This window comes from Jiangella anatolica (genome assembly GCF_003236295.1).
Lineage (GTDB): Bacteria > Actinomycetota > Actinomycetes > Jiangellales > Jiangellaceae > Jiangella > Jiangella anatolica.
On the sequence record NZ_POTW01000009.1, the window covers coordinates 40,748 to 67,205 of the forward strand.

Genomic DNA, 26,458 nt, shown 5'->3' on the forward strand with positions numbered 1-26,458 from the left:
CGGCCTCAGGCGAACCTGAGGCCCAGCCCGGGCGCCGTCGCGGCAACGAGCCGGGCGTTCTCGATGACGACGCCGCTGGGCTCGGCGAGGCAGCCGAGCGCGGCGAACGAGGCGTCCTCGACGTCCTCGACGAGCACCGGCTCCGGCAGCGTCAGGGCCAGCTGGCCGGACAGCTCCGGCAGCAGGTGCGGCGCGACGCCCACCCCGTAGACGCGAGCCAGCTCGACGATGCGCAGGAACGGCGTGATGCCGCCCACGCGCACGATGTTGGGCTGGACGACGTCGCAGGCGCCGGCATCGAGCAGGTCGCGGAAACGGTGGATCGTGTGCGCGTTCTCGCCGAGCGCGATCGCCACGTCCACGCAGCGGCGCAACTGCGCATACGCCCAGGTCGCGTCGGCCAGCAGCGGCTCCTCGACCCAGTACAGGTCGTACGGCGCCAGCGCGGCGATGGCGCGCCGGGCCGCGGGCAGGTCCCAGCGCTGGTTCGCGTCGACCATCAGCCGCCGGTGCGGCCCGATGACCGACCGCACCGCGGCCACCCGCTCGACGTCCTCGGCGAGGTCCGGGAGCCCCACCTTCAGCTTGACCGCACCGTGCCCGGCCGCCACCCACCGCCGCGCCTGCTCGATCAGCTCGTCCAGCGGGTAGTGGCGGTTGACGCCGCTGCCGTACACCTCCACCGACTCGTGCCGCCGGCCGAGGAGGTCGACGAGGCCGAGCCCGGCCCGCCGTCCGCGCAGGTCCCAGAGCGCAAGGTCGACGCCGGCCATGGCGATGGTCGTGACACCGCCGCCGCCGGCCTCGTGCAGGTGCCGCCACAGGCCGTCCCAGACGAGTTCCGGCTCGGCCGGCCGCCCGACCAGCCACGCGGCGATGTCCTGGGTCAGCAGCGCGTGCACCGCACCCGCGCCGATGGTCGGGGTCCAGCCGAACCCACGACCCTCCGCACCGCCGGAGGTCGTCAGCACGACCTCGATGACGTGCAGACGGGTCACGTCGGGCCCCCACGGCCGGCGCAAGGGCAGCCGCAGCACCCGGGCGGTCAGGCCCGTGACGGTGTCAGACGAGGCCATCCGCCACCTCGATGAGCTCCCGGATCCGCTGCAGATGCGCCGCCGACGGGTCCACCAGGGGCGGTCGCACGCCGCCGACGTCGAGCCCGCGCAGTCGCACGCCGGCCTTGACGAGCGAGACGGCGTAGCCCGGCACCGAGTCGCGCAGCTCCACCAGTGGCCGGAAGAACGCACCGAGCAGGTGGGTGCGGCGCTGCTCGTCGCCGGAGGTCACCGCGTGGTGGAACGCCACCGACAGCTCGGGGGCGAAGCAGAAGACCGCCGACGAGTACAGCGGAACGCCGATCGCCTGGTACGCGGCCTGGGTCTGCTCCGCCGTCGGCAGACCGTTGAAGAACATGAAGTCCTCGCCGATCTCGGTCCGGACCGCGAGCACGATCCGCTGCATGAGGTCGAGGTCGCCGAGGCCGTCCTTGAGCCCCACCACGGTGGGCAGCCGGGCCAGCCGGACCACGGCCTGCGGGGAGAATCGCATCCCGCCGCGCTGGTACAGCACCAGCGGCAGGTCGGTGGCCGCGGCCACCGCCTCGACGTAGGCCACCGTTCCCGCCTCCGGGCCGGTGACCAGGTACGGCGGCAGCACGAGCAGCCCGTCCGCCCCGGCCGCCGCGGCCCGCCGGGCGCACGCGATCGCGTGCGAGAACGCACCGCCGGCCCCGCCGAACACCGGTACGGCGCCACCGACCGCGCCGACGGCGGCTGCCACGACCGTCTCGTACTCGTCGAGGTCCAGCGCGTGGAACTCGCCGGTCCCGCACGCGGCGAACACCGCGCCCGGGCCGTGCGCCAGCCCCGACTTCACGTGCGTGGCCAGGAGGTCCGGATCGACCGCCCCGGACGCGTCGAACGGCGTCACCGGGAAGAAGAGAACGCCATCGAGATTCATCGCAGCTCCGTTCGCCAGCTTCGTTCCGGCTTCCAGCCGAGCCACCGTTCGGCGGCCGTGTTGCGGAACGCCGACTCCGAACCGGACAGCGTGCCGGCCAGACCCGCGGCCCCCGGATGGAACCGCGGCAGCAGCTCGGCCAGCGGCTCGCGGGCCAGCGCGTCGGCGGCCCCGACGAAGAACGTCTCGCCGTTCGGGACGTCCTCGGCCCGGCGCAGCAGCAGGTCGACGAAGTCGGCGGCGTCGCGGGCGTCCACGTAGTTGAACAGCGAGCCGGCGGCCAGCGCCGGGTCGTCCAGCCGCTCGCGGACCGTGTGCCCCTGCTGCGTCGGCGCGCCGGCCCACTCGTCCTCGGCGATCACGTAACAGGGCCGGATCGCGCTGAACCGCATGCGGTCGCCGGCCTGCGCCGTGAACATCCGCATCACGTGCTCGGCCATCAGTTTGGACAGCCCGTACGCGTTCCACGGCCGCACCGGATGCGCCTCGTCGATCGGCAGGTAGGCCGGCGCCCACCCGGTCGGCGCGCCGTACCCGACGACGGTCGGGCTGCTCGCGACGACGACGGTGCGGGCGCCGGCGTCCAGCGCGGACCGGCACACGTTGTAGGCCAGCGTGGTGTTGGTGCGCAGGATCTCCCGCTCCGGCCGGCTGAACGGGACGGCGATCGCGGCCAGGTGGACGACGGCGTCCGGCCTCACCCGGGTCAGCGCCCAGGACGCCTCGTCGACGACGGTGAGGTCGGCGGCGAACCAGCGGTCGCGGTGCTGGCGCGGCGACCGCAGGTCGACCCCGACGACGTCGTGCCCGGCCCGCAGCAGTCCGTCGACCACACTCTCGCCGAGCCGGCCGGAACCGCCGGTGACCAGGACCTTCACGGCCGCTCCGGTCCGTGCAGCGGCAGGCCGAGACTGGCCACCGCCACCGGACGCCCGGTGGCCAGCGACTCGTTGCCGGCCAGCCCGACGGCGATGCTGCGGAATCCGTCGACGGTGCCCGCGGGCCGGCCGAGCGGATCGTCGCCGGGACCGCGGAACACGTCGTCCAGCAGCAGGCGGTCGCCGCCGCCATGCCCGTGCGCACCGTGCGGGCCGTCCGGCGCCGGCAGCTCCACCGCCGGCTCCCAGTGCCGCTGCAGCACGATCCGCGTGCCCTTGCGCCGTACCCCCTCGTCCCCCGGGTCCGGCGCCCTGTGCGCGGACTCGACCACCTCGATCTCCAGGCGCCCGGCGGTGCCGTTGAACGCGACCCGGTACCCCTCCCACGGCGAGTGCGCGTTCAGCGCGTAGCTCAGGGTGGCGCCGCGCTCGTACCCGACCAGGACGCTGAGGTTGTCCTCGATGGTGATGCCCTCGCCGAACACGTCCTGGTCGCGGACGTAGCCGTCGTCGCCCTCGGCCTCCAGGTACAGCCGCCGCAGGGTGTCGTCGGCGGCGAGGTCGAGCGCGAACGGGTCGGCGGCCCGGCCGGCGTCGTCGCGGCTGCGTGCCGGCCGCGGCCCGAGACCGCGGGCCTTGGCGTTCTCGGCGCCGTAGAACCGCAGCCCGCCGAGCGCGAACACCGTCGCGGGCACGTCGTCGAGCCACCAGTTCACCAGGTCGAAGTGGTGCGCCGCCTTGTGCACCAGCAGCCCGCCGGACCGGTCCTTGAGCCGGTGCCAGCGGCGGAAGTAGTCGGCGCCGTGCGAGGTGTCGAGCACCCACTCGAAGTGCACCGAGGTGACGTCGCCGATCGCACCGTCGCGGATCAGCTGCTTCACCGTCGAGTTGCGTGGCGAGTAGCGGTAGTTGAACGTCATGACCAGCCCGGCCCGCGACTCGCGCGCCGCGTCGGCGATGGCCCGTGCCTTGTCGACGCTGACGGTCAGCGGCTTCTCGACCACGACGTCGCTGCCGTGCGCGAGCGCCGCGATCACGTAGCGATCGTGGGTCCAGTCCGGCGAGGTGACGATGACGCCGTCGGGCCGCACCTCCTCGAGCAGCGCGCCGAAGTCGTCCGGGCCGTACCGCCTCGGCAGCGGTGCGTCGGGGCCCTTCGCGACCCGCACCCGCTCGTCGTAGTACGACATCCGGGTGCCGTTGACGTCGCACCAGGCGACCGGAGCGCCGACGTCGGCATGGGTGGTGAGCAGGGCGTCGACGTACAGCTGTGCCCTGCTGCCGGTGCCGACGACGGCGTAGCGCCGCGGGCCGCCGCCGGGGATCGTTGGGTTCACTGCCACTCCATCTGCTGGTGAGTGCGGACGACGAGCACGGGCCACCGTCAGCCGGTGGCCGCCTCGACCTCGTTGATGAACTGCTCGGCCGCCTCGTCGGGGCTGAGCCGGTCGAAGAGGACCTCGATGTTGAGCCGCTTGATGATGTCGACGACCTGGCCGGCGCCGACCGGTGGCGCGGGCGGCGCGTCGACGACGTCCTCCTGGATCTGCGCCAGGTACTCGGCCTCGGCGACCTGGTGCTCGTTCAGGTCGGCGAGGATGCGCTCGCGCTGCTCGAGGTTGGCCGGCAGGCCGCGGTCGGAGCGGACGGCGTCGATGGCCGCGGGGTCGTTGAGCAGGAAGTCGACCAGCATCGCCGCCTCCTCCGGGTGCTCGGTGCGGGCCGAGACGGAGTAGTGCATGGCCGGCTTGTAGTAGTTGCCGGTCCGCTCGCGCTCGTGCTCGCCGGGCGGCCGCAGCAGCCGCAACTCGCCGCCGGACGCACCGGACAGCGCCGCCAGCGTGTTGCTCCAGTACCAGGCCATGGCGGCCCGGTTGGTGCCCAGCAGCGTCTGTTCCGGCGAACCGGTGTCCTGCTGCTCGGCCGACAGCGTGGCCTGCGGCGTGCCGCCGCCGTCGCGCAGCTGCAGCGAGTACTCCCACCACTGCGCCAGCGTCGCCGGCTCGAGGGCCAGCTCGCCGTCCTCGTCGTACAGCTCCTGGCCGTGCTGCCGGGCCAGGATCTTGAGGCCGGCCTCGTTGCCGCCGTAGTCCATGGCGCCGACGATCTCGCCTCCGGTCGCCGCGGTGATCTCGTTGGCGATGCGGATGTAGTCGTCCCACGTCCAGGTGGCGTCGTCGGGCAGCTCGACGCCGGCCTGGTCGAACAGCCGCGGGTTGGCGTACACGACGTAGGCGTTGACGCCGGTCGGCAGGCCGTAGAGCCCGCCGTCGACCTCGCCGCTGCCGGTCACCAGCGGATCCAGCTGCGACAGGTCGATGGTGTCCTCGTACTCGGAGAGGTCCAGCAGCGCGCCGCGACCGGCGTACTCGCGCAGGAACCGCTCCTCCTGAGTGATGACGTCCGGCGCGTCGTTCGCGGCGACCTGCGTCGCCAGCCGGTCCCAATAACCGCTCCACTCGATGTACTCGCCCTGCACATCGATGTTCGGATGCTGCTCCTCGAACGCCGCGATCGCGGCCTCGGTCAGCTCGCGCCGCTCGTCGCTGCCCCACCACGCGAACCGCAGCGTCACCTGCTCGTCCGAGCCGGCCGCATCGCCGTCGCCACCGCCGTCGTCGCTGCCGCAGCCGCCGGCCAGCAGCGCCACTGCGAGCACGCTGGCCAGGGAGGTCCTTCTCCGTCTGCCGCCCATCTCCATCCCACTCCTTCGGGGTCCGGTCCTGGTCTTCGGTCAGGGAGCGGGGACGAGGCCCTCGGCCTCGACCGTCCACCGCCCGTCGTCCGGGAATCCCGGCGCCGGCCTGCCGGCCGCGCCGTCCCATCCGGCGGCCATCAGGGCGACGGCCGCCAGCACTCCCCCGTTGCCCGGCAGGTACAGCGGCAACGACGACGTCTGCCGGTTGTGACCGTTCGGGAGGAACTCGTTCTTCTGCACCTGCATGGTCAGCGCCGCCACGGCCAGCTCCGGCTCGCCGAGACGCGCGGCCGTCATGGCGATGACCGGGTAGTCCCACCCCCACGTGCTGTCCCAGTCCCAATCGGCCAGCACGTCGTGCAGGGTGGCCCGCATGACCGGCGGGTCGATCAGCGGCGTCTGCGGCAGGAACCCCAGCGCGCACAGCATCGACGGGTGGTCGGTGCGGATGGTGTACGGATCGACGTCGATGGCCGTGTAGACGCCGTCGCGCACGTGCGGACGGACCAGGCGGCCGGCCACCGCGCTCCACCGCTCGTCACGGGGCAGCCCGGCGCGCTCGCGCCACCGCTGCGCCGTCTCCAGCGCCCACTGCCAGTACGCCAGCTCGAACGTCGGATTGGTGGCGCGCGCCCGGAGCGACCCGTACGACTCCTGCGCCGGCACCAGCGGCGGCCCGAGCTGGAAGCCGCGCTCGGTCCGCGCCGCGTAGGACGCCATGAACTCGGCCGTCTCGAAGACGATGCCGGCGAACTCGTCGATCACCTCGCGGCTCGGCGCGGCCCGGTACAGCAGCTCGGCGAGGTGGATGGGGTGCGGCTGCTGCCAGATGAGGAACGCGCCGATGGGGCTCGGGCTCTCCCGCGCGTCGGGGCCGACCTGCTTCGGCCACCGGGCCCCGGCCCGTCCCTGCGCCTTCGCCGTCGCCCGGGCCGCGTCCAGCGCCGAGTGGTACCAGCGCAGGCTCCGCGCCAGCAGCTCCGGCCGGCCCCACAGCGGGAAGTGCGCCGCGTGCCACCAGTGCATCTCCAGATGGAACCGGCCCCGCCAGGAGTTGCAGACCAGTCCGGTCTCCTGCGGCGGCAGCGACCCGGCGCAGTTGATCGCCGTGAGGTACTGGGACAGGACGGTGCGCCGCTCGATCTCCGCGGCCCGCTCGTCGGTGCTGCCGACCAGGTCGACGGCGCCGCCGCCGGACCAGAACGCCGGCCAGTGGGCCTCGGCGGCGGCGAGCACCGCGTCGAAGCCCGGCGCCGGGGGCAGTGAGCGGGCCGACGGCGCGAACGCGGCCACGAGGTCCAGCCTCGCGGTCCCGGCGGTGGCCCGCAGCTCGTGCGGCCCGGCCTGTTCCACCGTCAGCCCTGGGGTGGCGGCGACGGCGACGGCGTACCCGTCGGCGTCCAGGACGCGGTCGATCCGCCAGCCGCCGCCGGTGCGTTCAAGCGTCGTGCGATGTGCCTCCGGACGGGTCCAGTCGGCGGCGTCGTGCCAGCTCTGCGAACCGTACGGGAACGCCAGCCGGACCGCGAGCCGGCCGGATCGGACCGCGTCGGACTCGATCCGGACCGCGAGCACGTCCGCGGTCGGGTGGCAGACCGTCAGCACGCGTACCGGCTGGCCGCAGAGCTCGAACGTGCTGTCGATGACGCCGTGCCAGAGGTCGAGCACCTGGCGGACCCCGGACACGTCGCCGGGTGCGACCGGCCGCGCCCGTCCGTCGTCGAGCAGCTCCAGCCCGATCCGGCCGAGATCCAGCCGATGCGGGTTGGCCCGCAGCCACAGCTCCGCGGGCGAGTGGGTGCGGTCTCCGCCGGCGCCGATGCTGCCGGTCACGTCGGCGTACGGCGCCGGGCCGTGCGGCGTGTCGTACGTGATCAAGGTGTCCTCGAGCCGGTGGTCGCCGGGTACGGAGTGCCAGCCCCACTGCGCCTGGGTGCCCAGCAGGGTGCCGTCCGCCGTGCCGTCCCGGGACGCCACCGGGTAACGGTCCGGGAACGTCTGCAGGCCGGTGACGTCGACGGTGAAGCAGAACTCGCCGTTGCCGACCGACAGCGGCGACCGCCCGTCGATCTCCGTCATCACGACGCGGTGCCGGGACACCAGCGCGCGGCGGTCGATGCTCATGGCCGCAGCGCCGCCTCGACCTCGGCAATGAACCGCTCGGCGGCGTCCTCCGGCGCCGCCCGGTCGAACAGCACCTCGCTGTTCAGGCGGGTGACGATGCCCGCGGTCTCGGTGGAGCCGACCGGCGCCGGCGGCACCGGCACGCCGGCGGCCTCTTCCAGCCGGGCCAGGTACTCGGCCTCGGCCTGCTGCACCGGCGTCAGCTGGTCCATGATCGCGGCGCGGACGTCGGCGTTGACCGGCAGGCCGCGGTCGGTGAGGAACGCCTCCGCCGCCGCCGGCTCGTTGAGCATGAAGTCGACCAGTCGGGCCGCCTCCTCCGGATGCTCCGAGCGCGCCCCGATCGTGTAGTACATGGACGGCCCGAGCCACGAGCCGGCCTCGCCGCCGTCCACGCCGGGCGGGATCAGCAGCTCGAGCTCCTCGCCCGACGCGGTGCTGAGCGCCTCGAGCACGTTCGACCAGATCAGCGACATGCCGCCGGCGTTGGTGCCGATCAGCGTCTGCTCCGGCGCGCTCTGGCTGGCCAGCTCCCCGGTCAGCGTGGCCGGCGGGGTGCAGCCGGAGTCGCGCAGCTCGAGCGCGAACTCCCACCACTCGGTGACCGTCCCGGCCGAGATGCCCAGCTCGCCGTCCTCGGTGTAGAGCTGTTCGCCATGCTGCCGCGCCCACAGCGACAGCGTGTTGTGGTTGGTGAGGTCCTGGGCGCCGTAGCCGGCGTCGCCGAGCGCGGCGCCGATCTGAGTGCACAGCTGGGCGAAGTCGTCCCACGTCCAGGTGGTGTCGTCGGGGAGCTCCAGGCCGGCCTGCGCGAAGACCGCCGGGTTGGCCACCATGGCGTAGCCGTTGACTCCGGTCGGGATGGCGTAGAGCGAGCCGTCGATGGTGCCGTGCGCGAGGATGTCCTCGGAGATCTCGTCGGTGCGGATGATGTCGTCGACCTCGGCGAGGTCCAGCAGCGCGCCTCGTCCGGCGTACTCGCTGTGGTAGGCGCCGCCCATGGTCATGACGTCGGGCGCGTCGCCGGCGGCGACACTGGTGGCGAGCTTGTCGAAGTAGGCGCCGAAGTCGGCGTAGTCCATCTCGACCCGGATGTCCGGGTTCTCGGCCTCGAACGCGTCGATCATCTCCTGCGTCAGCTGTGCCCGGTCCTCGCTGCCCCAGAACGCGTAGCGCAGCTCGACGACGTCGCCGTCACCGCCACTGGTCGTGCCGCCACCGCCACAGGCGGCGAGCAGCACGGCGACCGGCGCCAGGGCACGGAGGGTTCGCATGGATGAGCTCCTTCCGGGAGACGTCACTTGATGCCGGTCGTGGCGATGCCGCGCATGAGATAGCGCTGCCCGGCGAGGAAGAAGCCGAAGATCGGCCCCAACGCCACCAGGGACATGGCGAACAGCGGCCCCCAGGCGGACTCGCCCTGGGAGTCGACGAAGGTGCGCAGCGCCACCGGCACCGTGTACAGGTCGGGGTCGGTCACGAAGATCAGCTGGCTGTAGAAGTCGTTCCACACCGAGATGAAGGTGAAGATGGCCGTCGTCGCCAGCGCGGGCAGGCACAGCGGCATGATGATGCGCCAGAAGATCCGGAAGTGGCCGCAGCCGTCGATGCGCGCGGCGTCGTCGAGCTCGCGCGGCAGCCCGCGGATGAACTGCACCATGAGGAAGATGAAGAACGCGTCCGTGGCCAGGAACTTCGGCACGATCAGCGGGTAGTACGTGTTGATCCAGTCCAGCTCGGAGAACAGGATGTACTGCGGCACGATCACCACGTGGATCGGCAGCATGATCGTGCCGAGCATCGCGGCGAAGAACAGCCGCTTGCCGCGGAACTGCAGCCGGGCGAACGCGTAGGCGGCCAGCGCGCAGCTGAGCAGGTTGCCCACCACCGAGAAGAAGACGATGATCGCGGAGTTGATCAGGTAGTGGTGGAACGGGCGGGCCAGCGCGGTCCAGCCCTCGGTGTAGTTGCTGAAGTCGAACTCCGTTGGGATGAGCGACGCGTCGCGGAAGATCAGGTCCGACGGCTTGAACGAGCTCGACACCATCCACAGCAGCGGATAGAGCATCGCGAAGCCGAACACGATGAGCGCGGCGTGCTTGAGCAGCCGTCGTTTCCGGCCGTCGCGCCGGCGCCGGGCGGCCAGGGCCGCGGGATCGGGCGCCGCGATCGATTCGAGGTCAGTCGCCATAGTGCACCCACCGCTTCGCCGCGAGGAAGTTGACCGCCGTGAACCCGGCGATGATCACCAGCAGGACCCAGGCCAGCGCCGAGGCGTAGCCCATCTCGAACGAGCCGAAGCCGCGCTGGTAGGTGTAGAGCGTGTAGAAGAGCGTGGAGTCGGCCGGTCCGCCGGTGCCGCCGCTGACGATGAATGCCTGCGTGAACGTCTGGAACGACCCGATGATCTGCAGCACGAGGTTGAAGAAGATGATCGGCGTGAGCAGCGGCACGGTGATGCGCCAGAACTTGGTGAACCCGCCGGCGCCGTCGACGTCGGCCGCCTCGTAGTACATGGCGGGGATCTGCCGCAGCCCGGCCAGGAAGATCACCATGGGTGCGCCGAACGTCCACACGTTGAGCACGATCAGCGTCGACAACGCGTGGTCGGGATGCGACACCCATCCTTGGCCCTCGATGCCGACCAGGCCGAGCAACTGGTTGATCAGCCCCTCGGTGCCGAAGATCTGCCGCCAGAGGATGGCGATCGCGACGCTGCCGCCGAGCAGCGAGGGCAGGTAGTAGATCGACCGGTACACGGCGAGCCCGCGCACACCGCGGTCGAGGAAGAACGCCAGGGCGAGCGCCAGCGCCAGTTGCAGGGGCACCGACACCAGCACATAGGTGAACGTCACCCGCAGCGCCGTGTGCAGCCGTTCGTCCTCGAGCATGCGGCGGTAGTTGTCGAGCCCGAGCCACTCCGGCGGCTGGAGCAGGCTGTACTCGGTGAACGACAGGTACAGCGAGGCGAGGATCGGGCCGATGGTGATGAGCACCATGCCGACGAACCAGGGCGCGAGGAACAGGTAGGCCACCCGGCCCTCGCGTTTGGCCAGCGGGCTGCGCCGGCGGGGCGGTTCGGGCGCCCGCGGCGGCTCCGCGGGCGGCGGCTCGCCCGGTGCCCGGCCGCGCGAGAACGTCGGAACGGTGGTCATCGGTGACCTCCTCCTGATCTCGTCGACGGCCACCTGACTGGCGGGGAAAGCGTTGTCCGTCGAGATACCGATTTCTAGCAAGCGTAGGGGGAGCTGTCAATTGTCAGCAAGAGTTGCCGCTAGTTGGCCACAGAAGGCCTGGTGGCGGCGGTACGCTAGCCTGAGATACCGGTTACTCGGATGCGAGCCACTGAGAGGGGACCTCGACGATGCGTCGCTCGACACCGGCGAGGGTGGTGCTCGCCGGAGCCCACGGCTACGGAGCCACCTACGTGCGCCGCCTGGTCCGGCTGGCCGGCGACGAGGTGGCCCGGCTGGCCGGTGTCTGCGACCCACGGCCGCCGTCGCCGGACCACGACGGCCTCCCACCCGGTACCCCGTGGGCGGACGACCTCGGCGATCTGCTCGGCCGCGTCGACGCCGACGTCGTCGTGGTGGCCGCACCGATCCATCGGCACCATGACCTCGCCGAAACCGCCCTGCGCGCCGGGGCCCACGTCCTGCTGGAGAAGCCCCCCACGCCGACGCTCGCCGGGTTCGACGCGCTGAGCGATCTGAGCTCCCGGCTCGGCCGCGCCTGCCAGGTCGGCTTCCAGAGCTTCGGCACCGACGCCATCGAGCACGTCCGCCGTCTCGTCGCCGACGGCGCGATCGGCGACGTCCGCGGCGTCGGCGCCGCCGGCGCCTGGGTGCGCACCCGGGCCTACTGGAGCCGGTCGGCCTGGGCCGGTCGCCGCGAACTGGACGGCCGGCCCGTCGTCGACGGCGTGGTCACCAACCCCCTGGCGCACGCCCTGGCCACCGCGCTGCGCATCGAGGGCAGCGACCGGCGCGGCCAGCTGGCCTCTGTACACACCGAGCTGTTCCGGGCCAACGACATCGAGGCCGACGACACCTCCTGCGTCCGCGTCACCACCATCGGTGGCGGTACGGTCCTCGCCGCGCTCACGCTCTGCGCCCGGGAGCAGCGCGAGCCGTACGTCGTCGTCACCGGCAGCCGCGGCCGCGCCGTGCTCTGGTACAAGACCGGGCGGGTCGACGTCACCGGGCCGGCCGGCACCGTCACCCGGACCTTCCCGTTCATCGACCTGCTGGAGAACCTGCTGGACCACCGGCGCGATCCGGCCGTGCGGCTGATCTCGCCGCTGGAGCGGTCCGGGGCGTTCACCGAGGTGCTCGAGGCGATCCGCACCGCGCCGCCGCCGACACCCATCGCGTCGCCGCACCGGGTGGTGCTCGGCACCGGGCCCGACCGGCGGCCGGTGGTGACCGGTGTCGACGACGCCGTCGAGCGCGCCGCCGCCACGCTGACGACGTTCCGGGAGCAGGAGCTCCCATGGGCCGCGACGGTGATGTCGTGAGAGATACGATCAGTGCTTCGTCCCGCTCGACGGGGCACGCCGGGGAGGGGAACATGACGGCGCAGGCCCGCGAGGAGGCCCGACCGGCCACCATCAGCCGGGTGGCCGAACTGGCCGGGGTCTCCAGGGCCACGGTGTCGCGGGTCATGAACGGCAGCTCGACCGTCGCGCCGGAGCTGTCCGAACGGGTCCGGGCGGCCGCGGCCACACTCAACTACCAGCCCAGCGTGCTCGCGCGCAGCCTGGCCGTCGGCCGGACGTCGACCATCGCGCTGGTGGTGCCCGACCTCGCCAACCCGATGTTCCAGGACGTCCTGCGCAGTCTCAGCCACGCCGCCGCCACTCGCGGGCACCGGCTGCTGGTCGCCGACTCCGAGGAGAACGTCGCCGAGGAAGGGCTGATCGCGGTGGAGGCGCGCCGGCGCTGCGACGGCCTGGTGCTCTGCGCGCCGCGCATGCCCGACGAGGAACTGGCCGCCCTCGCGCCGCAGCTGGCGCCGTTCGTACTGGTCAACCGCGATACCGCGGGACTGTCGGTACCGTCGGTCAACGTCGACTACGCCGCGGGCATGCGCGATCTCGTGTCGCATCTCCTCGGGCTCGGCCACCGCCGGTTCGCCTACCTGGCCGGTCCGCCCACCAGCTCGTCCAACCAGCTTCGCCTCAGTACGCTGCGTGGGTTCGCCGCGGCGGGCAAGCTGGAGCTGGCCGAGTTGGACTGCGGCGCCACCTTCAGCGACGGTCACGCCGTGGCCGGACGCCTCATCGACGGCGTCTGCACGGCGGTGATCGCCTACAACGACCTCGTCGCATTCGGCGCGCTGTCCGGGCTGCACGAGCTCGGCGTCTCGGTCCCGCACCAGATCTCCATCGCCGGCTTCGACGACATCCCGTTCGCCCGCTACACCACGCCGCCGCTGACCACGGCGTCGGTGCCACCGAGCGAGATCGGCCAGGAGGCATGGCAGCGGCTGTGGTCGCTGCTCGGCGGCGAGCCGGCCGCGCCGGACATCCAGTTCCGGCCGCGGCTGGTGGTCCGCGGCAGCACGGGTCCCGCCGCGTGAGCCCCGGCGCCGGCGACGTGGTCACCCGGACCCTCGAGGCCGCCGGCAGCCCGGTGGCCGAGTACGTCATCGACCCGTCGCTCGATCGCTCCCTGTCGCCCCGGCCGTTCCTGCATCCGGTCCGCACGCTCGGCGGTGTCGTCCTCACCGAGATGGTGCCCGACGACCACCGCCACCACCTGGGACTGTCGCTGGCCATCGCCGACCTCGACGGGACGACGTTCTGGGGCGGGCGGACGTTCGTCGCCGGCCGCGGGCCGACGCCGCTGGACAATCACGGGGTCCAGCGCCATGACGGCTTCCGGCCGGCGTCGCCGTCGTCGATCGCCGAGGACCTGACCTGGCTGACGCGCACCGGCGAGCCGCTGGTGCGGGAGACGCGGACCATCGAGGCCACCGACGCCGGCAGGCCCGGTGCGTGGACGCTCACGTGGACCAGCACGCTGACCAACGTCGCCGGCCGTGGGCTGCGCGTCGCCAGCCCGGCGGTGAACGGCCGCCCCGGCGCCGGATACGGCGGCATCTTCTGGCGGGTGGCTTCCGACGCGGCCGCGCACACCGTCACGGTCGCCGAGGGCGGTGGCGAGCAGGTGGCCCATGGATCGACGTCGCCGTGGCTGCTGCTCACCGGCCGGACCGCCGCCGGCCGGACGTGGTCGCTGCTGTTCAGCCGGCCGGGCACCGATCCGTGGTTCGTCCGGATGTCCGGCTACGTCGGCGCCGGACCGGCGCTGGCGTGGTCGCGGCCGCTCGTGCTGGCCGCGGAGACGGCGCTGGAGCGTCAGCTCACCGTCGTCGTCGCCGACGGTGAGCTGACGCCCTGACGACCTACTGGATGGCCGCCGTCACCTGGTCGACCACCGAGGCCGCGGCCTCGGCGACGGACATCCGGTCGAACAGCACCTCGTCGTTGAGCCGCTGCACGATCGCGCGCGTCTCCGTCGAGCCGGTGGGCCCGATGATCAGCTCCTCGCTCACGTGGTCGCGGATGGCGGCGATGAACTCCGCCTGCGCCGCGGTGTTCTCGTCGAGCTGCGGCGTGATCGCCTCCAGCACCTCCGCGTTCGCCGGCAGCCCGCGGTCGGCCAGGATGAACGACGCGGCCTCCTCGCTGTTGACCAGGAAGTCGATCAGCATCGCCGCCTCCTCGGGATGGTCGCTGCCGGAGTAGATGGCGTAGGACTGCGACGCCTGCAGCCACATGCCCGGCTCGGCCCCACTGGTCTCGCCGGGCGCGCGCAGCAGCTCCAGCGGCGCGCCGGATGCGGTGCGCAGCGCGGTGAGCTGGTTGCTCCAGTCGAACTGCATGCCGGCGAGGCCGCGGCCCATCAACGTCTGCTCCGGCGAGGGCTGCCCGCCGACCTCGGCGGTGACGGTGGCCGGCGGCGTCGCGCCGGACTCGCTCATCGCCTTGGTCATCGTCCACCAGTCCTCCAGCGTGCCGGCCTCGATGGCCAGCCCGCCGTCCTCGGTGTAGAGGCCGTCGCCGGTGTGCTGGCGGGCGTAGAGGTCGAGGGTGTCGGCGCTGGTCGGGTCGGCGGCGCCGTAGGTGCCCTCCGGCGACGCGTCGGAGATCTGCTGCGCGATGCTGACGAAGTCGTCCCAGGTCCACGACGAGTCGTCGGGCAGCGGGACGCCGGCCGCCTCGAACACCGCCGGGTTCACGACGACGGCGTAGGTGTTGACGCCGGTCGGGACGCTGTACTGGACGCCGCTGAAGAACCCGTTGCTCAGCGCCGCCGCGTCGATGCCGTCGGTGGGCAGCTGCTCCTCGACGGTGGAGAGGTCGAGCAGCGCGCCGCGGTCGCCGTACTCGCGCGGGTAGGCGCCGCCCAGCGTGATGACGTCGGGCGCGTCGCGGGCGGCCACGCTGGTGGCCAACCGGTCGAAGTAGCCCTCGAAGTCCAGCGGCTCGCCCTCGACGGTGATGTCCGGGTGCTCCGCCTCGAACGCGTCGATCGCCTGCTGGGTGATGCGGGCCCGATCGTCGTTGCCCCACCACGAGAAGCGCAGGGTGACGTCGCCGCCGGAGCCGTCCGTGCCCGTGCCGTCGTCGCCGCCACCGCACGCCGCCAGCGTCAGCAGGGCCGCGGCCGACGCGGCGAGCGCTGCGCGGCGCCGGGCCGGGCCGCGTCCTCTTGGGTGCCTCATGGTCATCCTCTCTCCCCGGGCACACGCCTGCGAGTGCCCGGTTTCCCGACCTGGAACCGTAGACTTGAATCGGTTTACGTGGGCTGGTGCGTCATAGTTGCACGCGCTCGACGCTCTTGGCTAGCCTGCCGAGGAACCGGTTTCTAAGCCGTTATCCCCAGGAGGATCCATGACGACGCTGCCCTGGCTCCGGGTCGAGGGCAGCCGGCTCGCCGACGAGCGGGGCCGGACGGTCCGGCTGCGCGGCGTCGGCCTGGGCGGCTGGATGAACATGGAGAACTTCATCACCGGCTACGCGGGGACGGAGTCTCAGCACCGCGCCGCACTGCGGGCGGCGCTCGGCCCGGACGGCTACGCGCGGTTCTTCGACCGGTTCCTCGACGACTTCTTCGCCGACGCCGACGCCGCGTTCCTCGCCCGGCTGGGCGCCAACGCCGTCCGGATCCCGTTCGGCTACCGCCACTTCGAGGACGACGACCGGCCGTTCGAGCTGAAGGAGTCCGGGTTCCGCCGACTCGATCAGGCGGTCCGGGCCTGCGCGCGGCACGGCCTGTACGCGATCCTCGACCTGCACGCCGCACCCGGCTACCAGAACCAGAACTGGCACAGCGACAACCCCACCCACCAGGCGTTCTTCTGGCAGCACCGGCACTTCCAGGACCGCGTCGTCCACCTGTGGGAGGCGCTGGCCGACCGCTACCGCGACGAGCCCGCCGTCGCCGGCTACAACCCGCTCAACGAGCCGGCCGACCCCAGCGGCGAGGTCATCGGACCGTTCTACTCCCGGCTCGAGGCCGCCATCCGCGCCGTCGACCCGCGGCACGTGCTGTTCCTCGACGGCAACCGCTACTCCACCGACTTCTCGATGTTCGCCGAGCCGTTCCCGGGCGCCGTCTACACGGCGCACGACTACGCGCTGCCCGGCATCGCCCGCGACGGCGCCTACCCGGGCACGACCCGCGGCGAGTGGTTCGACCGCGACGTGCTGGAACAGACCTTCCTGCGCCGCACCGAGTTCATGCGGCGTACCGGCACCCCGATCTGGATCGGCGAGTTCGGCCCCATCTACACCGGCGACCGCGACCGGGACGATGCCTGCCTACGACTGCTCGCCGACCAACTGGCGATCTACGACGAGCACGGCGCCAGCTGGTCGCTGTGGACGTACAAGGACGTCGGGCTCCAGGGACTGGTGCACGCCCGCGCCGACTCGCCGTACCTGCGCCGCATCGCGCCGGAGCTGGAGCGGAAGAACCGACTCGGAACCGACTCGTGGGGCGGCACCGACCGCCACATCCGCGCCGTCATGGAGCCGATCGAGAAGCTGTTCGACCGTGAGTTCCCGGACTTCGCGCCGTACCCGTGGGGCCGGCGCGCCTGGCTCGGCCTGCTGGTGCGCAACATCCTGCTCGCCGAGCCGATGGCCGAGCGGTTCGCTGGCTGCTTCGACGGCGCATCGCCGGACGAGGCCGCCGAGCTGGCCGCGTCGTTCGCGTTCGACGCCTGTGTCGTCCGCGACGAGCTGGCCGCCGTCCTCCGGACGAGCCTGGGTCAGGCCTCGAGCTTGTAGCCGAGGCCACGCACCGTCAGCAGGTAGGTCGGCGCCGCCGGGTCGGGCTCGATCTTGGCGCGCAGCCGCTTGACGTGGACGTCCAGCGTCTTCGTGTCGCCGACGTAGTCGGCGCCCCAGATGCGGTCGATGAGCTGGGCGCGGGTGAGCACCCGGCCGGCGTTGCGCAGCAGCAGCTCGAGCAGCTCGAACTCCTTCAGCGGCAGCCGGACGGTGTCGCCGTTGACGGTGACCACGTGGCGCTCGACGTCCATGCGGACCGGGCCGGCGCCCAGCACCGCCTGGCTGGTCTCCGTCGGCTCGGTGCCACGGCGCAGCACCGCCCGTATCCGCGCGACCAGCTCGCGCGAGGAGAACGGCTTGGTGACGTAGTCGTCGGCGCCCAGCTCCAGGCCGACGACCTTGTCGACCTCGGAGTCCTTGGCGGTCAGCATGATGACCGGGACGTTGGAGCGCTGCCGCAGCTGGCGGCAGACCTCGGTCCCGGACAGGCCCGGCAGCATGAGGTCGAGCAGCACCAGATCCGCCCCGCCCCGGTCGAACTCGTCGAGGGCGTCGTCGCCGGTGACGGAGACCGCGACCTCGAAGCCTTCCTTCCGGAGCATGTACGACAGGGCGTCGCTGAACGAATCCTCATCCTCGACGACGAGCACGCGGGTCACGGCGTCTCCTTACCAACTGGCGTCTCGAACGCGGACGGTTGCCCGGTTCGGTGCGGGTGCAGCGGCAGTCGCAGGGTGAAGGTGGACCCCGCTCCTTGCACGCTCCACACGCCTACCTCGCCACCATGGCTGGCGGCGATGTGCTTGACGATGGACAGTCCCAGCCCGGTGCCTCCGGTGGCACGGGACCGGGCCGGGTCGACGCGGTAGAACCGCTCGAAGACCCGTTCCAGCTCGCTCTCGGCGATGCCGAATCCCTGGTCGGTCACGCTGATCTCGACGAGGTCGTCGCGGCGGCGCACGCCGACGGCGACCCGGGTGTTGGGCGGGCTGTAGTTCACCGCGTTCTCGACCAGGTTGCCCAGTGCGATGACCAGCTGCTCGACGTTGCCCAGCACCTGCAGGCCGGGGGTGCCGCCGGCGGTGAGCCGGATCTTGTGCTTCTCGGCCTCCACCCGGCTGCGGTCCAGCGCCGCCTCGACGACGCTGTCGACGTCGACGGACTCGGGCGAGGCGACCGGGTCGTCGTACTGCAGCCGGGACAGGTCGATGATCTCCTGCACCAGCCGGGTCAGCCGGGCGCCCTCGCGCTGCATGCGCTCGGCGAAGCGCTGGACCGCCTCGGGGTCGTCCTTCGCGTCCTCGACCGCCTCCGCGAGCAGCAGCAGCGCGCCGACCGGCGTCTTCAGCTCGTGCGAGACGTTGGCGACGAAGTCGCGGCGGACCTCGTCGACGCGGATCTCGTGGGTGCGGTCCTCGATCAGCGCCAGCAGCAGCTTGCTGTTCAGCGGCGCCACCCGGGCCGACACGTACAGCGTCTGCGTCGTGTCGCGCGAGCGCGGGATCTCCAGCTGGACCTCGCGGATCTGGCCGTCGCGCCGGACCCGCTCGGTCAGCTCCACCAGCTCCGGCACGGCCACGCGGTCGTGGCGGACCAGGCCGAACGCGTACGCGGACGGGCTGGCCTTGACCACGTCGAGGGCGCTGTCGAGGACGATGGCGCTGGAACGCAGCACCGACAGCACCTCGTCGACGCCCTCGGGGACGCGGGACGTCCGTGGCGGCTCCGGCGGGTGCTGCGCGCGCTCACTGGCCTTGAACGCCAGACCCGCCGCGAGGCCGACCGCTGCGCCGACACACGCGGCCAGCGCTCCGGCTGTCACGGCATCCACATCCACCGATGGTATGTGCCACAGCGGAGTTCCTCTCCACTTCAAGACACTTCACGGCGCGATTTCGGGCGCTTGTTCACCGAGACTTCGCGGCCCATTCACCTTCCGGAGCGGACCGTCCATCAATTGCACCTACGCTGATCAGACAGGACCAGCCTGCCTACCCTCAGGACGACAGGGATGACGAAGCCAATGCGCGAGGCGTACCACGAGCAGCTCGACGAGGTCAACGGCCGCCTGATCGGGATGATCCGCAAGACCGGTGAGCTGATGGGGCTGGCCACCAAGGCGCTGCTCGAGGCCGACCTCGACGCGGCCGAGAAGGCGATGGCATCGGACTCCAGCATCAACCGCGACCAGCTGGAGATCGACGAGCAGGTCCTCGAGCTGATGGCCACGCAGGGCCCGGTCGCCTCCGAGCTGCGCATCGTCACCTCGGCCATGCGCACCACGTCCGACGCCGAGCGGATGGGCGACCTCGCGGTCCACGTCGCCAAGGTCGCGCGCATGCGCTACCCCGACCACGCCGTGCCCGACGAGCTGCGCGGCACGTTCGCCGCCATGGGCAAGGCCGCCTGCGAGATGTCGACCAAGGCCACCGAGGTGCTGCGCACCCGCGACCTCGAGGCCGCCGCCGAGCTGGCCCAGGACGACAACGAGATGGACCATCTGCACCGGTCGCTGTTCCACGCGCTGCTCGACGACCAGTGGGACCGCGGCGTCGAGGCGGCCGTCGACATCGCGCTGCTGGGCCGCTACTACGAGCGGTTCGCCGACCACGCCGTGCACATCGCCACCAACGTGCGCTACCTGGTGACCGGCGAGATCGAGTGGGCCGACAGCACCGCCGGCCACTGACCTAGTCGCACGGGGCTCGTCGCGCCTTGGCACGCCCCAGCGTCGCCCTTGGCACGCCGCAGGTGACCTGGCGCGCCGGAAATGTCGCGATTGTGGGACGCCACGGCGTGCCAAGGCCGCGACTCCGGTGCGGCGCCGGCGGCTCGGCGCGTCAGGGCGTCAGCGCCTCGCGCAGCCACTGCTCGACGCCGGCGACGTGGACGGTCGCCCAGGAGCGGGCGACGTCGGGCTGGCGGGACCGGATCGCCTCGACGATCGCGCGGTGCTCCTGCAGGGTCCGCTCCACCGCCGACTCCTGGGTCAGGCCACGCCACACCCGGGCCCGGTGCGTGGGCCCGGACAGGCTCTCCACCAGCGAGCAGAGCACCGGGTTGCCGGAGCCCTCGGCGATCAGCCGGTGGAACTCCAGGTCGCTGGCGACCAGCTCCTCGACGCCGGTGTCCGGGCCCAGCGGCGCCATCGTCGCGTCCAGCTTCGCCAGCGCCTCGTCGCTCATCCGCGTCGCCGCCATGGCCGCGGCGGCGGGCTCGATGATGCGGCGGACCTCCAGGAACTGCAGGACGGTGTCGTCGCGGTGGAAGTCGACGACGAAGGCCATCGCGTCGAGCAGCAGGTGCGGCGAGAGGCTGGTGACGTAGGTCCCGTCGCCCTGCCGCACGTCGAGCACGTGGATCAGCGACAGCGCCCGCACCGCCTCGCGCAGGGAGCTGCGCGACAGCCCCAGCCGCTCGGCGAGGTCGGCCTCGCGTGGCAGCCGGTCGCCGGGGCTCAGCTCCCCGCTGACGATCATCTGCTTGATCTTCTCGATGGCGTCGTCGGTCACGGCCATACGATCGTTCCCCCTCGCGGTTCTGGCCGGACTATATGCGCTCACGGCGAGCACACCAGATTGAATCCCAAGTTGGTATGCTCACTGCATGACGGTTCAGATCGCGGTCCGGCTGCCCGACGATGTCGTGGCATACCTCGACGAACGCGTCGCCTCAGGCGACGCACCCAGCCGCGCCGCCGTCGTGACGGAGGCGCTCGAAGCCGCCCGCCGCCGAGCCGCTGCCGAACGGGACGCCAAGATCTACGCCGCCCTCGAGGACGATCCCGATGACCTGCAGGGTCTGGCCGAATGGGCCGTGGGGAAGCCGCTCGGGCTCGATTGATGCGCCCGATCCACATCGTCAGGCTGGACAAGTCCCGCCCAGCCCTGGTGCTGACCAGGGAAGCCGTCCGCCCGTACATCGGCCGCTTCACCGTGGCGCCGATCACCAGCACCATCAGAGGTCTCTCGACCGAGGTGCGCCTCGGGCCGAGGAACGGCGTCGACCACGAGTGCGTGGTCTCCTGCGACAACATCGTCACCGTGCCGGTCGACGCGGTCGGCCGGCAGGTCGGCTACCTCTGGGAAGAGCAGGAAGCCGACCTCGCCGAGGCCATCGCCAACGCGTTCGAACTGCGACCGGACTAGCGGCCCTGGTTCTTGACCGCCTCGATGGCCGCCGCGGCGGCGTCCGGGTCGAGATACTCCCCGCCCGCCGTGACCGGGCGCAGCGACTCGTCCAGCTCGTAGACCAGCGGCACGCCGGTGGGGATGTTCAGGCCGGCGATGGCGTCGTCGGAGATGCCGTCGAGGTGCTTGACCAGCGCCCGTAGCGAGTTGCCGTGCGCGACGACGGCGACGGTCTGGCCGCGGCGCAGGTCCGGCACGATCGCGTCGTACCAGTACGGCAGGAACCGCTCCAGCACGTCCTTCAGGCACTCGGTGGCCGGCAGCAGCTCCGGCGGCAGGTCGGCGTAGCGCGGCTCGCCGGTCTGGGCGAACTCGTCGCCGGGGTCGATCGGCGGCGGCGGGGTGTCGTAGGAGCGACGCCAGAGCATGAACTGCTCCTCGCCGAACTCGGCCAGCGTCTGCTTCTTGTCCTTGCCCTGCAGCGCGCCGTAGTGGCGCTCGTTGAGCCGCCACGACCGCCGCACCGGGATCCAGTGCCGGTCGGCGACGTCGAGGGTGATGTTGGCGGTGCGGATGGCCCGGCGCAGCACGCTGGTGTGCAGCACGTCGGGCAGCACGCCGCGCGCCCTCAGCAGCTCGCCGCCGCGGCGGGCCTCGGCCTCGCCCTTCGCGGTGAGGTCGACGTCGACCCACCCGGTGAACAGGTTCTTCGCGTTCCACTCGCTCTCGCCGTGACGGAGCAGCACCAGGCGATACGTCATGGGCGCCAGCTTACGGTGCGGGTTTGAGGTGCTCGAACGCGGCCAGGTTCCGGGTGGACTCACCGCGGGCGAGCCGCCACTCCCACTCCCGCCGGATGGACGCGGCGAACCCCAGCTCCAGGATGGTGTTGAACGAGGAGTCGGCGGTGTCGAGCACGATGCCGAGCAGCCGGTCCACCTCCTCCGCTGTGACGGCGTGCAGCGGCAGCCGGCCGACGAGGTAGATGTCGCCGGCCCGGTCGACGGCGAACGCGACGCCGGACAGCCGGGCGTTGCGCTCCAGCAGCCAGCGGTAGACGGCCTCGTGGTTCTCGTCGGGCTTGCGGGCGACGAACGCGCTGACGAGGAGGCTGTGGTCGCGGACGGCGAGGCTGCAGGACGTCTTCAGCTTGCGCTCGCCGGGCAGCTCGACGGCGAACTCGCCGGGAGCGGGCTCGTCCCACGGCTGGCCGGAGCCGGCGAGGTAGTCGCGGACGACCGCGGCCGGGCCGTCGCCGTTGGTCATGCCGTCATCACCTGCCGTCGCTGCAGCGCCGTCGTGTAGACGTCGAGCATACGAGCCGCGGTCGCGTCCCAGCCGAACTCCGCCGCGTGTGCCACCGCGCCGGCGCCGAGGCGGCGCACCCGGTCCGGGTCGCCGATCAGCCCGGCGATCGCGTCGGCCCAGTCGGCCGGGTCGTGCCCGTCGACCAGCAGGCCGGAGACGCCGTCGGCGACGGCGGTGCGCAGCCCGCCCACCGCGGCCGCGACGACCGGCGTCCCGCAGGCCTGCGACTCCAGCGCCACCAGCCCGAACGACTCGCTGTAGGACGGCACGGCGGTGACGTCGGCGGCGCGGTACCAGTCGGCCAGCTCCCGCTGGTCCACCGGCGGCTCGAAGCGGACGACGTCGGCGAGGTCGAGGCAGTCGGCCAGACGAGCCAGCGCATGAGGTTCGGCCAGGCCGGAACCCGACGGCCCTCCGACGACGGCGACGACCAGCCGCTCGCGCAGCGCCGGGTCGCGGGCCAGCAGCAGGGACGCGGCCCGCACCAGCACGTCCGGCGCCTTCAGCGGCTGGATCCGGCCGGCGAACAGCAGCACGACGGCGTCGGCGGGCAGCCCCAGCCGGGCCCGGGCCGCGGCCGCCGGGCCGGGCGCGAACACGTCGAGGTCGACGCCCGGCGGGACGGTGGCGACCCGGGCCGGGTCGGCGCCGTACAGCCGGGCCAGCTGCCCGGCCTCGTCGGCGGTGCTGGCGACCAGCAGGTCCGCCGCCGCGACCACCTGCTCCTCGCCCAGCTCCCGCTCGCGCGGCTCGGGACGCTCGCCGTCGGCCAGCGCCAGGTTCTTCACCTTGGACATGGTGTGCATGGAGTGCACCAGCGGGACGCCCCACCGGCTGGTCGCGAGCCAGCCGACGTGGCCGGAGAGCCAGTAGTGCGAGTGCACGACGTCGTACCAGCCGGGCGGGCGCCGCGCCTCGGCCCGCAGCACGCCGGACGTGAACGAGCACAACTGGCCCGGCACCTCGGCGATCGGCAGCAACTCGTACGGCCCGGCCGCGACGTGGCGGACGAGGACGCCGGGCGCCGTCTCGACCACCGGCGGCTGGTCCGACGACGTCGCCCGGGTGAACACCTCGACCTCGACGCCGAGCCCGGCCAGCCGCCTGGCCAGCTCGACGACGTAGACGTTCATGCCGCCGGCGTTGCCGCCGCCGGGCTGGTCGAGCGGCGAGGTGTGGACGCTCAGCATCATCACCCTGCGCGGTCCGCGCGTGCCCAGCATCACAATCGATGCAACCGCCTGCGGGGGTGGCCGATTCCCTGGCAGAGTGCGCTCGGTTACTGCTGTTTTGCCTGGATAACTGCGAATCACCCGAGAAATCCCTGTAGCCGATACCGAGTCGTGATGGAGATTGCCGCCTCCATACGGCAACCTGGTCGCGGCTTGGTGAGTCTTGAAGGGTGGGAGCGGCGTCGAGGGGACGCCGTCAGGAGGGGGAGGAACCAACGTGACGCGTGGCAGGAAGGCCGGCATGGGCGCGCTCATCGCCGTGCTCGCCGTCGCCGTGGTGTCGGCCGTGCTCATCGGCCTGAACCAGTTCGGCCGCGACGAGCCGGCGTCGGCCAGCCCACAGGACTCCGGTCAGAGCGCGACGCCGCCCGCTGAGACGCCCTCGGACACCCCGACCCCGACGGCGACGTCCACCCCGACTCCGACGGACACCCCGACGCCGACTCCCACCACGACACCCACGCCGACGGCCCTGATGGCCACCGGCGCCACCGGCGACCAGGTGCGCGAGCTGCAGGCCCGGCTCAAGCAGCTGCAGTGGTACGCGCCGGACATCACCGGCGAGTTCGACGCCGTCACCGCGACCGCCGTCAGCGGGTTCCAGGAGAAGCGCGAGCTGCCCGCCACCGGCGAGGTCGACCAGGCCACCTGGGATCTGCTCGTCGACATGACCCATACACCCACCGAGGACGAGCTGAACAACGTCCTCACCCCCGGCCCGACGATCCTCGGCCCCGGCGACACCGGCGACCAGGTCCGCGAGCTGCAGGCGCGGCTCAAGCAGATCGACTGGTTCAGCGGCGACGTCACCGACACCTACGGCGACACCACGACCGCGTCGGTCAAGGGCTTCCAGGACAAGCGCGGCTTCCCCGCCACCGGCGAGGTCGACCAGCGCACCTGGGACAAGCTGGTCTCGATGACCCGCACGCCGACCGAGGACGAGCTGCACAACGTCGCGCCTGAGAACAACGGCGGCGACACCGCCGGCCTGGACCCGCGCTGCCTCACCGGCCGGGCGCTGTGCGTCGACAAGTCGACGAACACGCTGCGCTGGGTGGTCGACGGCGAGGTGCGCATGACGCTCGACGTCCGGTTCGGCACCGAGCTGACCCCGACCCGCGAGGGCGCGTTCCAGGTCAACTCGAAGTCCCGCGACCACGTGTCGTCGCTGTACGACACCCCGATGCCGTTCGCGATGTTCTTCAGTGGTGGCCAAGCGGTGCACTACTCGCCCGACTTCGCCGCCAACGGCTACAACGGCGGCTCGCACGGCTGCGTGAACGTCCGCGACCGCGACGCCATCGAGTCGCTGTTCGATCAGGTGCGGGTCGGCGACAAGGTCATCGTCTACTGGTCCTGAGCGGTCGCGAAGACCACCAGGTTGTCGACGTAGTGGCCGGCGGCCTCGTCGAACGAGTGACAGGTGATCAGGCGGAGCTGCCGGTCCGGCACCGGGCCGTAGACCTCGTCGGTCGGGAAGTCCGCCTGCGGCACGGTCCGGCTGCCGTCCACCTCGAACACGGCGACGGCGCCGTCGCCGAGCTCGACCTCGACCCGGTCGCCGGGACGTAGCCGGGCGAGGTCGGCGAAGACGGCCGGGCCGTCCGGCGAGTCGACGTGGCCGGCGAGGACGGCCGGGCCGGACGCGCCCGGCACCGGCCCTCCGGCGAACCAGCCGGCCGACTGCCAGTCCTGGGGCGCGGCCAGCCGGCCGTCGTCCTCGCGGTGCAGCGTCTCCAGCCCGCTGTCGACCCCGATCGCCGGGATCCGCACCCGGACCGGCACGGTGTCGTCGACGGGGATCGGCCGCGGCCCGGCGGCCGTGTCGGCCGCCGGGCTCGCCGGGCTCGCCGGGCTCGTCGGGGCGTCGGGCGTGACGGCGGCCGCGGCCGGGGCGCCACCCGCCGCGGACACCGTCGCGTCATCGCCGGAGCAGCCGCCCAGGACGGCGACGACGGCCAGGACCAGCGCCGCCGTCCGCCTCATGCCACCCGTCGGCGGCGCGCCAGCACCGCGGTGACGGCGGCCAGCCCGGCCACCAGCGCGACCGCGCCGAGCGGCGTCGACCAGCCGGAGTCCTCCGTCATCCCGCGGCCGCCGGTCTGCACGCCGCCGGCCGGCGCCTCCGGCGTGCCGGTGCTGTCCACGACGCCGATGACGTTCAGCTCACCGTCGACGTCGAGCACGAACAGCGTGTTGACGCTGCCGGCCGCGAGGTCGACGTCGGTGCTGCCGGTGCCGGCGTCGCTGCTGATGTCCAGCGCCCAGCGGCCGCCGGCCAGCTCGCTGTAGGCGGTCGCGGTGCCGAACTCGGCGTTGTCCGCGAGCACGGTCCCGGTGTCGGTGGTGACGCTGACCGACGGCGACGAGACCGCGGCCGAGATCAGCCGGACCCGGGCCTGGCCGGCCGCCGGCGCCGTCAGGTCGTCGACGAGGATCCGGCCGGACAGCTCGGCGTTCATGCCGACCGCGGCGACGGTGATGGCGACGCCGTCCTCGACCTCGACCGCGGCCGTGATGACCGGCTCGGAGTCGGCCGGTGCGCCGGCCGGGCGCATCGCGGCGGAGTAGGTGCCGGCGGGCAGCCGGGCGTAGTTGGACACGTCGCCGTAGCCGACGTCCTCCAGCTCCAGGACGGACGCGCCGTCCAGGCCGGTCAGGCTGACGTCGACCTCGGGAGTGTCGGGCGACAGGTGGGCCAGCCGGGCCCAGCCCGCGGCCGCCGGCTCCTCGGTCCCCTGGGCGCCGGTGGCGGCGCCGGCGGCCAGGGCGACGACTCCGACGGCCGTGGCCAGTGACATGACGATGCGGTTCATTCA

General features: G+C 72.4%; 26 protein-coding genes. 8 read left to right on the forward strand and 18 right to left on the reverse strand.

Going from position 1 to position 26,458, the window contains the following annotated elements:
* Nucleotides 1-5: 5 nt before the first annotated feature.
* The 9 genes from C1I92_RS05450 to C1I92_RS05490 form a co-directional block, all read right to left on the reverse strand.
* Nucleotides 6-1,076 carry a mandelate racemase/muconate lactonizing enzyme family protein gene (locus C1I92_RS05450; RefSeq protein WP_111253653.1) on the reverse strand — a complete coding sequence of 357 codons (1,071 nt, stop codon included), beginning with the start codon at nucleotides 1,074-1,076 and terminating at the stop codon, nucleotides 6-8.
* Nucleotides 1,063-1,962 carry a 5-dehydro-4-deoxyglucarate dehydratase gene (locus C1I92_RS05455; protein WP_111253654.1) on the reverse strand — a complete coding sequence of 300 codons (900 nt, stop codon included), beginning with the start codon at nucleotides 1,960-1,962 and terminating at the stop codon, nucleotides 1,063-1,065. The genes C1I92_RS05450 and C1I92_RS05455 overlap by 14 nt, the downstream gene beginning before the upstream one ends.
* Nucleotides 1,959-2,840, reverse strand: coding sequence for an NAD-dependent epimerase/dehydratase family protein (locus C1I92_RS05460; RefSeq protein ID WP_111253655.1), 882 nt, complete (start codon nucleotides 2,838-2,840; stop codon nucleotides 1,959-1,961). The genes C1I92_RS05455 and C1I92_RS05460 overlap by 4 nt, the downstream gene beginning before the upstream one ends.
* Nucleotides 2,837-4,177: a Gfo/Idh/MocA family protein gene (locus C1I92_RS05465; protein WP_199520974.1), complete on the reverse strand. Its 1,341-nt coding sequence runs from the start codon at nucleotides 4,175-4,177 to the stop codon at nucleotides 2,837-2,839. The genes C1I92_RS05460 and C1I92_RS05465 overlap by 4 nt, the downstream gene beginning before the upstream one ends.
* 47 nt (nucleotides 4,178-4,224) lie before the next feature.
* A complete protein-coding gene (locus C1I92_RS05470) occupies nucleotides 4,225-5,535 on the reverse strand; it encodes an ABC transporter substrate-binding protein (protein WP_199520975.1) in 1,311 nt (436 codons plus the stop codon).
* A gap of 39 nt (nucleotides 5,536-5,574) precedes the next feature.
* On the reverse strand, nucleotides 5,575-7,662 hold the full coding sequence (locus tag C1I92_RS05475) for a hypothetical protein (protein WP_111253658.1): 2,088 nt from the start codon (nucleotides 7,660-7,662) through the stop codon (nucleotides 5,575-5,577).
* Nucleotides 7,659-8,936: an ABC transporter substrate-binding protein gene (locus tag C1I92_RS05480; RefSeq protein ID WP_111253659.1), complete on the reverse strand. Its 1,278-nt coding sequence runs from the start codon at nucleotides 8,934-8,936 to the stop codon at nucleotides 7,659-7,661. Before C1I92_RS05480 ends, C1I92_RS05475 begins: the two co-directional genes overlap by 4 nt.
* Before the next feature lie 23 nt (nucleotides 8,937-8,959).
* The gene (locus tag C1I92_RS05485; RefSeq protein ID WP_369124078.1) at nucleotides 8,960-9,730 is read right to left on the reverse strand and encodes a carbohydrate ABC transporter permease; all 771 of its coding nucleotides are present in this window, start codon (nucleotides 9,728-9,730) and stop codon (nucleotides 8,960-8,962) included.
* A 112-nt stretch (nucleotides 9,731-9,842) separates the two neighbouring features.
* Entirely contained in the window at nucleotides 9,843-10,817 is a 975-nt protein-coding gene (locus C1I92_RS05490) for a carbohydrate ABC transporter permease (protein ID WP_111253661.1), read from the reverse strand.
* Nucleotides 10,818-11,026: 209 nt separating this feature from the next.
* Between C1I92_RS05490 and C1I92_RS05495 the strand changes: the two genes are divergently transcribed.
* Genes C1I92_RS05495 through C1I92_RS05505 form a run of 3 tightly spaced genes read left to right on the forward strand, consistent with a single transcriptional unit; the run spans nucleotide 11,027 to nucleotide 14,066 of the window.
* Nucleotides 11,027-12,178, forward strand: a complete 1,152-nt coding sequence (locus C1I92_RS05495) for a Gfo/Idh/MocA family protein (protein ID WP_111253662.1) — start codon at nucleotides 11,027-11,029, stop codon at nucleotides 12,176-12,178.
* A gap of 53 nt (nucleotides 12,179-12,231) precedes the next feature.
* A complete protein-coding gene (locus C1I92_RS05500; protein WP_111253663.1) occupies nucleotides 12,232-13,242 on the forward strand; it encodes a LacI family DNA-binding transcriptional regulator in 1,011 nt (336 codons plus the stop codon).
* Nucleotides 13,239-14,066: a DUF6807 domain-containing protein gene (locus tag C1I92_RS05505; RefSeq protein ID WP_199520976.1), complete on the forward strand. Its 828-nt coding sequence runs from the start codon at nucleotides 13,239-13,241 to the stop codon at nucleotides 14,064-14,066. The genes C1I92_RS05500 and C1I92_RS05505 overlap by 4 nt, the downstream gene beginning before the upstream one ends.
* Nucleotides 14,067-14,070: 4 nt before the next feature.
* Here the strand turns inward: C1I92_RS05505 and C1I92_RS05510 are convergent, their stop codons facing one another.
* Nucleotides 14,071-15,393, reverse strand: coding sequence for an ABC transporter substrate-binding protein (locus tag C1I92_RS05510; protein WP_233506856.1), 1,323 nt, complete (start codon nucleotides 15,391-15,393; stop codon nucleotides 14,071-14,073).
* 169 nt (nucleotides 15,394-15,562) lie between these two features.
* Between C1I92_RS05510 and C1I92_RS05515 the strand changes: the two genes are divergently transcribed.
* A complete protein-coding gene (locus tag C1I92_RS05515; protein ID WP_111253666.1) occupies nucleotides 15,563-16,963 on the forward strand; it encodes a glycoside hydrolase family 5 protein in 1,401 nt (466 codons plus the stop codon).
* On the opposite strand, the gene C1I92_RS05520 is transcribed toward C1I92_RS05515, so the two are convergent.
* Nucleotides 16,945-17,625, reverse strand: a complete 681-nt coding sequence (locus C1I92_RS05520) for a response regulator (protein ID WP_111253667.1) — start codon at nucleotides 17,623-17,625, stop codon at nucleotides 16,945-16,947. The genes C1I92_RS05515 and C1I92_RS05520 overlap by 19 nt on opposite strands.
* The gene (locus C1I92_RS05525; RefSeq protein ID WP_111253668.1) at nucleotides 17,622-18,803 is read right to left on the reverse strand and encodes a sensor histidine kinase; all 1,182 of its coding nucleotides are present in this window, start codon (nucleotides 18,801-18,803) and stop codon (nucleotides 17,622-17,624) included. The genes C1I92_RS05520 and C1I92_RS05525 overlap by 4 nt, the downstream gene beginning before the upstream one ends.
* A gap of 174 nt (nucleotides 18,804-18,977) precedes the next feature.
* Between C1I92_RS05525 and phoU the strand changes: the two genes are divergently transcribed.
* Nucleotides 18,978-19,655, forward strand: coding sequence for a phosphate signaling complex protein PhoU (gene phoU, locus C1I92_RS05530; protein ID WP_233506858.1), 678 nt, complete (start codon nucleotides 18,978-18,980; stop codon nucleotides 19,653-19,655).
* Nucleotides 19,656-19,806: 151 nt separating this feature from the next.
* On the opposite strand, the gene C1I92_RS05535 is transcribed toward phoU, so the two are convergent.
* On the reverse strand, nucleotides 19,807-20,484 hold the full coding sequence (locus C1I92_RS05535) for a FadR/GntR family transcriptional regulator (RefSeq protein WP_111253670.1): 678 nt from the start codon (nucleotides 20,482-20,484) through the stop codon (nucleotides 19,807-19,809).
* An 88-nt stretch (nucleotides 20,485-20,572) separates the two neighbouring features.
* Here C1I92_RS05535 and C1I92_RS05540 point away from each other — a divergent pair, with 88 nt between their 5' ends.
* Complete coding sequence (locus C1I92_RS05540; RefSeq protein WP_111253671.1) at nucleotides 20,573-20,809, forward strand: ribbon-helix-helix domain-containing protein; 237 nt, start codon at nucleotides 20,573-20,575, stop codon at nucleotides 20,807-20,809.
* Nucleotides 20,809-21,114 carry a type II toxin-antitoxin system PemK/MazF family toxin gene (locus tag C1I92_RS05545; protein ID WP_111253672.1) on the forward strand — a complete coding sequence of 102 codons (306 nt, stop codon included), beginning with the start codon at nucleotides 20,809-20,811 and terminating at the stop codon, nucleotides 21,112-21,114. The genes C1I92_RS05540 and C1I92_RS05545 overlap by 1 nt, the downstream gene beginning before the upstream one ends.
* On the opposite strand, the gene C1I92_RS05550 is transcribed toward C1I92_RS05545, so the two are convergent.
* Genes C1I92_RS05550 through mshA form a run of 3 tightly spaced genes read right to left on the reverse strand, consistent with a single transcriptional unit; the run spans nucleotide 21,111 to nucleotide 23,627 of the window.
* The gene (locus tag C1I92_RS05550; RefSeq protein WP_233506860.1) at nucleotides 21,111-21,857 is read right to left on the reverse strand and encodes a phosphoglyceromutase; all 747 of its coding nucleotides are present in this window, start codon (nucleotides 21,855-21,857) and stop codon (nucleotides 21,111-21,113) included. The two genes, C1I92_RS05545 and C1I92_RS05550, sit on opposite strands and share 4 nt — an antisense overlap.
* A gap of 10 nt (nucleotides 21,858-21,867) precedes the next feature.
* Nucleotides 21,868-22,362, reverse strand: coding sequence for a type III secretion system chaperone family protein (locus C1I92_RS05555; RefSeq protein WP_111253673.1), 495 nt, complete (start codon nucleotides 22,360-22,362; stop codon nucleotides 21,868-21,870).
* On the reverse strand, nucleotides 22,359-23,627 hold the full coding sequence (gene mshA, locus C1I92_RS05560) for a D-inositol-3-phosphate glycosyltransferase (protein WP_111253674.1): 1,269 nt from the start codon (nucleotides 23,625-23,627) through the stop codon (nucleotides 22,359-22,361). The genes C1I92_RS05555 and mshA overlap by 4 nt, the downstream gene beginning before the upstream one ends.
* A 226-nt stretch (nucleotides 23,628-23,853) precedes the next feature.
* On the opposite strand from mshA, the gene C1I92_RS05565 reads away from it, so the two are divergent.
* Entirely contained in the window at nucleotides 23,854-24,999 is a 1,146-nt protein-coding gene (locus C1I92_RS05565; protein WP_199520977.1) for a L,D-transpeptidase family protein, read from the forward strand.
* On the opposite strand, the gene C1I92_RS05570 is transcribed toward C1I92_RS05565, so the two are convergent.
* Together C1I92_RS05570 and C1I92_RS05575 are read right to left on the reverse strand one after the other, a co-directional pair.
* A complete protein-coding gene (locus C1I92_RS05570) occupies nucleotides 24,987-25,625 on the reverse strand; it encodes a class F sortase (protein WP_111253676.1) in 639 nt (212 codons plus the stop codon). The genes C1I92_RS05565 and C1I92_RS05570 overlap by 13 nt on opposite strands.
* A complete protein-coding gene (locus C1I92_RS05575) occupies nucleotides 25,622-26,455 on the reverse strand; it encodes a DUF4397 domain-containing protein (protein ID WP_111253677.1) in 834 nt (277 codons plus the stop codon). The genes C1I92_RS05570 and C1I92_RS05575 overlap by 4 nt, the downstream gene beginning before the upstream one ends.
* Nucleotides 26,456-26,458: the final 3 nt, after the last annotated feature.